Annotated in this window: 4 protein-coding genes and 2 pseudogenes; 3 read left to right on the top strand and 3 right to left on the bottom strand. The window is 60.0% G+C overall.

What is annotated here, in order from left to right; translation table 11 throughout:
- Positions 1 to 128: 128 nt before the first annotated feature.
- Positions 129 to 1064, bottom strand: coding sequence for an RNA polymerase sigma factor RpoH (rpoH, locus tag ACRXB1_RS29805; RefSeq protein WP_061998349.1), 936 nt, complete (start codon positions 1062 to 1064; stop codon positions 129 to 131).
- A gap of 394 nt (positions 1065 to 1458) precedes the next feature.
- Here rpoH and ACRXB1_RS29800 point away from each other — a divergent pair, with 394 nt between their 5' ends.
- Together ACRXB1_RS29800 and ACRXB1_RS29795 are read left to right on the top strand one after the other, a co-directional pair.
- Positions 1459 to 2025, top strand: a complete 567-nt coding sequence (locus tag ACRXB1_RS29800) for an acyloxyacyl hydrolase (protein WP_062168877.1) — start codon at positions 1459 to 1461, stop codon at positions 2023 to 2025.
- 46 nt (positions 2026 to 2071) lie between these two features.
- The gene (locus ACRXB1_RS29795) at positions 2072 to 2467 is read left to right on the top strand and encodes a nuclear transport factor 2 family protein (RefSeq protein WP_062168879.1); all 396 of its coding nucleotides are present in this window, start codon (positions 2072 to 2074) and stop codon (positions 2465 to 2467) included.
- Between the two features lie 127 nt (positions 2468 to 2594).
- On the opposite strand, the gene leuA is transcribed toward ACRXB1_RS29795, so the two are convergent.
- Entirely contained in the window at positions 2595 to 4253 is a 1659-nt protein-coding gene (leuA, locus tag ACRXB1_RS29790) for a 2-isopropylmalate synthase (protein ID WP_062170394.1), read from the bottom strand.
- A 424-nt stretch (positions 4254 to 4677) separates the two neighbouring features.
- A pseudogene (locus ACRXB1_RS29785) lies at positions 4678 to 5055 on the bottom strand (DNA-binding protein YbiB); the annotation flags it as partial.
- Here ACRXB1_RS29785 and ACRXB1_RS29780 point away from each other — a divergent pair.
- Positions 5048 to 5179 (top strand): annotated as a pseudogene (locus ACRXB1_RS29780) (fumarylacetoacetate hydrolase family protein); the annotation flags it as partial. The pseudogenes ACRXB1_RS29785 and ACRXB1_RS29780 sit on opposite strands and share 8 nt — an antisense overlap.

Below are 5179 nucleotides of genomic sequence, written 5' to 3'. Positions count from 1 at the left end.
CCGATCTTTAGGGGTGATGCATACCGCCGGCCCCCACTTGATGCCGCGCTAGGCCCCAAGCCTCCCCCGCACAGAAAAAAACCCCGCTGTCTTCCGCCGGCGGGCTTTTCGAACTTTCGGCTTACGGGTTATGCGTATTCGTGCAGCGCCGTGCGCATCTTCTTCATTGCGCTGGCTTCGATCTGACGAATCCGCTCGGCCGATACACCAAATTCGTCGGCGAGTTCATGCAGCGTCTTGCCGCCCGAGCCGTCGTCTTCCACCTCGAGCCAGCGCGCCTGGACGATCCGGCGGCTACGTTCATCGAGCGATTCAAGCGCGGTGGACAATCCTTCGCTCTGCAGCTTGTCGAACTGACGCGATGCCAGCACGTTGGTCGGCTCGTTGTGCGAATCCGCCAGATAGGCGATCGGCGCGTACGATTCCTCGCCGTCGTCAATCTGGCCTTCCAGCGCGATGTCGCCGCCGGACAGACGCGTCTCCATTTCCGAGACTTCCTCGCGCTTCACATTCAGCTCTTTTGCAAGACTGTCCACTTCGCCCGGTGTGAACGCGTTGTGTCCGGTCTTGTGGCTGCGCAGGTTGAAGAACAGCTTGCGCTGTGCCTTCGTGGTCGCAACCTTCACCGTGCGCCAGTTGCGCAGGATGTATTCATGAATCTCGGCCTTGATCCAGTGCATGGCGTACGAAACGAGCCGCACATTTTGCTGCGGGTCGAAACGCTTTACAGCCTTCATCAAGCCGATGTTGCCTTCCTGGATCAAGTCGGCATGCGGCAGGCCGTAGCCCAGATAATTCCGGGCGATGGACACGACCAGGCGCAAGTGCGACAGCACGAGCTGACGGGCAGCGTCGAGGTTGTCGTTCTCGCGAAATTCGGTGGCGTACTGACGTTCTTCCGACGGCGTTAGCATCGGAATCCGGTTGACAGCCGAAATGTAGGCGTCGATGTTGCCGATCTGACCGGTCAACATGGACGACTGCGCAAACGTCAACGCACCTGCCGAAGCGGCCTTGGCCGACGCCGAGTGTCCAGTATTCGGAAGGGTTATCGCATTGGTCACGCTTGTCTGCTCCTTATCAACAAAAAACCCGATGAAAACCGGGTCCAGCCACAATATTAGCACTCTGCTATTTCGAGTGCTAAAGATTAGAGGGGCAATCAACCCGAGAGTTCCCCAAAAGCTATTAGAACTGATGCTCCAATAGCCCGTAGGTGATTTCCCGAACCTTTCCCTGGATTTCGCCAGAAGAAACGAGTTCCTTGCCAATTTTACCGAAAGAAACTTGCAAGTTTTCGCACGATTTACCTCTTAAATCGTCGATCGGCGAAACTTAATGCCGCATTTCCAACAATCCACAGAACTGTTTTGAGCTTTTTTTTGAGACCGTCTCTAAAATGGCGACGTGCCGCTTTTGCGGTAATTGCGTTTCGAGAAACCAGCCCCGGAGTAGTTCATGCAAAAGAACAAAAGTGTTTGGCAAAAACGCTCTTTTTACGGTGCCCTGCTGGGGGCGCTTGCCCTGGTTTCGGCGAGTGCCAAAGCAGATCAGTTTGGCGTGCAGATCGCCGGCGGGGTTGCCGACCACGATGTCCGCAAGGCGGACGTCGGCGTTGTGTGGGACCCGAACTGGACTTGGTGGGAGATCGGCGGCTTCCATTTCACCGTTGTAGGCGAAGCGCACGTCGCTTACTGGGACATTCGCGAGAGCAACGCTGCACATCCGAATATCTGGGAATTCGGGCTGACGCCGGTATTCCGCTTCATCAAGAGTTCTGGCTGGTTCAGGCCGTATGTGGAGGCGGGCGTCGGCGTGCGGCTCCTGTCGCACGTGCGCGAGACGCAGGACCGTACGTTCTCATCGTCCTTCCAGTTTGCCGACATGGTGGGTGTCGGCGCGGCGTTCGGCGCGCATCAGAACTACCAGGCGGGCTTCCGGTTTCAGCATTTATCCAACGCCGGTATCGAACACCCGAATCCTGGTATAAATTTCAGCCAGTTATATTTGCAGTACAACTTCTGACGGGGACCGGGTCCATCGGGTCCTCCATCGTGAGAGGAACCGATCGATGCCGGCACAACCCCCCGATGCGCCCGCCGAGGCAATCCGCGAACTCGAGCGCAGCCGTTTTCGCGCAATGGTCGACGGCGACGGCGAGGTGCTCGACACGCTGCTGGCGGACAACGCCAGCTATGTCCACACCAACGGCAAGCGTGAGTCGAAGCGGCAGTTTATCGATGCAATCACCGCCGGCCGGCGGCGCTACCGGCAAATCGAGATCGAGACTCAGGACCTGATGCCGGGCGGGCGGGACACGTGGATAGTGCATGGACGCGCGCTGATCGAGATGGAGTCGAAAAACGGCGCGCTGTTGTTTCCGATCGCTTACACGGCGGTTCATCTTTACGTCAATGGGCAATACAGATTGCTCGCGATGCAGGCGACCCGCGTGGCGCTGGATTAGCGCCGTCGATGCCCGCCGGGTTGGGCATCTGAAGCCCGGTAGCGAAGGACAGCGCCTTGTAAGCGCAGATCGCGGTGCCGGTCCCCAGGAATCACCTGTTTTACCACTCGCAAAAATTTGCTAAACGCTAAGCCGCAACTGCTTCGTCCTCCACCGCCTTGCGTCCCGCCCAGCGCGAGCGGTTGACCGCGCTGATAATCGCATCGCTGATTGCCTGAACCGCGTTTGCATGCACGGCGACGCCGTAACGCGCGGTCTGATCGCCAATCCGGCAACCGATGAACACCGCCGTCTCTCCCTTAGCGGTCACCGCTGTCTCAAACGAAGTCACATCGATCGCGGCGCCCGCCGCCTCGCTCATTGCAGCCGCGACGGCCTGGGCATGCGCTTCGTCGGCCGTCTTCGACACCGGCACCAATACGCGACGGTCGTTGAAGCGAATCGCCGAAGCGTCGGCGCGTGACGCGGGCCCTTTTGCATCGAAGTATTCGCGTTTGAAGAGGGCGCAAATGGCGTCGCCTGAAACTTCTTCGCCGGAGGAATCGGCGACTTTTTGAACAGCGTGGCTGAACTCGATCTGCACGCGCCGCGGTGGCGTGAATCCCAACCCGCGTTCGAGGAGATAAGTCGCGCCTCCCTTGCCCGACTGGCTGTTCACGCGGATCACGGCGTCGTAGCTACGGCCGAGGTCGGCGGGGTCGATCGGAAGATAGGGCACATCCCACACGGTGCCGGCCACGCGCTGCGCAAATCCCTTGCGGATTGCGTCCTGGTGCGAACCTGAGAAGGCCGTGAACACGAGATCGCCGGCATACGGGTGACGCGGATGCACGGGGATCTGATTGCATCGTTCGACGACACGCCGCACGCCATCGATATCCGAAAAATCGAGGCCCGGGTCGACGCCTTGTGTGTACAGGTTCATGGCGAGCGTGACGAGATCCACGTTGCCAGTGCGCTCGCCGTTGCCGAAGAGACATCCTTCCACGCGATCCGCGCCTGCCAGGATCGCGAGTTCCGCCGCGGCGACCGCCGTGCCGCGATCATTATGCGGATGCACCGAAAGCACGATGCTGTCGCGATAACCCATGTTGCGGTCCATCCATTCGACCTGATCCGCGAACACGTTGGGCATGGCCGCTTCGACCGTGGCGGGCAAGTTCACGATCATCTTGTGATCGGGCGTCGGCCGCCACATTTGCGCGACGGCGTCGCAGACTTCGCGGGAAAACGAAAGCTCGGTCATGCTGAACGTTTCCGGCGAATACTGATACGTCCAGTGCGTGCCGGGGTGCGCTGCGGCGCACTCCTTGATGATGCGCGTGCCTTCCACCGCCAGCGCCTTGGTTTCTTCCTTCGTCATCCCGAAGACGATTTTTCTGAACGACGGACAAATCGCGTTGTACAGATGCACAATCACGTTCGGCGCGCCTTCCACCGCTTCAAACGTTCGCTCGATGAGGTCCCGGCGCGATTGCACGAGCACTTCGATGGTGACATCGGCGGGGATGCGGTTTTCCGTGATCAGCTTGCGCGCGAAGTCGAAATCCGTCTGCGATGCCGACGGAAAACCCACTTCGATTTCCTTGAAACCCACCGCCACCAGCATCTCGAAGAATTCGAGTTTGGCGTCGATGCTCATCGGGTCGATCAGCGCCTGGTTGCCGTCGCGAAGATCGGTGCTCATCCAGATGGGCGCCCGTTCGATCGTACGGGTCGGCCATTGGCGGCCTTTGAGCGTGACTTGAGGGAAAGGGCGGTATTTCTCGGAAGGGTTGCGCATCATCATCGTGGGCCTCGGCTGAACGCGTTGTACGCGTGAAAGCGCAGTCGTTGCGAGGCGGACACTTGGCCGGCGGCTTGCCGGCATGGGTCCGATGCGCGCTGCCAGGGTTCACGTGTTGCCCGGACGCGGATGACGCCGGTGACAAACGTGAACGATGCAAATGCAGCGTGCATGTGATCCTCGCGTTTTCGTGGCCGTGGATGAACGGACGAAAGCAGACGACTACGGGTGGTGAAAAGGGAACTGCGAAAGGGGCACTACGGAACTACAGGCGGGACCGGGCGTTGGGAACGCACGGCGCCACGTTTAGCGACTTACGCTAGACGTAGCGATAGGGGCCGCGCTAGGCGACCCAGGGTAATTCGAAGGGAGGAGAATTGGGCAAAGCTCATTTCTGCACAGTAGCCGACGGCGTGCGGGTTTGTCAACCTTCTTGTCTTCTGACGATTTCCGCAATCAGCTCGGCCTGACGCGCGAGCGCGGCGGGAATCGGTGCTTCGCCGCGTAGAACGGTCTCGATCCAGCGCGCGGTAGTCGCTGCGTCGAGGGCCTCGGGCAAGGGCACGGCAGGCGCTTCCGGTGACGAGCGTTCCGGGGAGAGCAGCGTTTCTGCATGACCATCGTGGAACCAGTCGACTTGCACTTGACGGCGTGTATCGGCGACCGCTTCGCCTTCCGTGCCTCGGGCGAGCAGCGCGCCGCCAGCGGCGGCATCGGGATGTTCGGTGAAAAGTCCCGTCAGGCTTTCCCGATATTCCGGATGCGTGTAGTTCACGAGCCGCAGGCCGGGCTGCGCGAACGGCGAATTCCCGTATCCGTCGCAATCGAAGAATGTGCATTTCGAGATGGAACTGGTTGCGGCCATCGGCAAGCGGGGCAAGGACATTCCCGCCGATCAAGCGCTTGACTACGTGTTCGGCTACGCG

It is taken from the genome of Caballeronia sp. M23-90, assembly GCF_053574605.1.
This window is presented reverse-complemented; position numbering and strand designations above follow the sequence as displayed.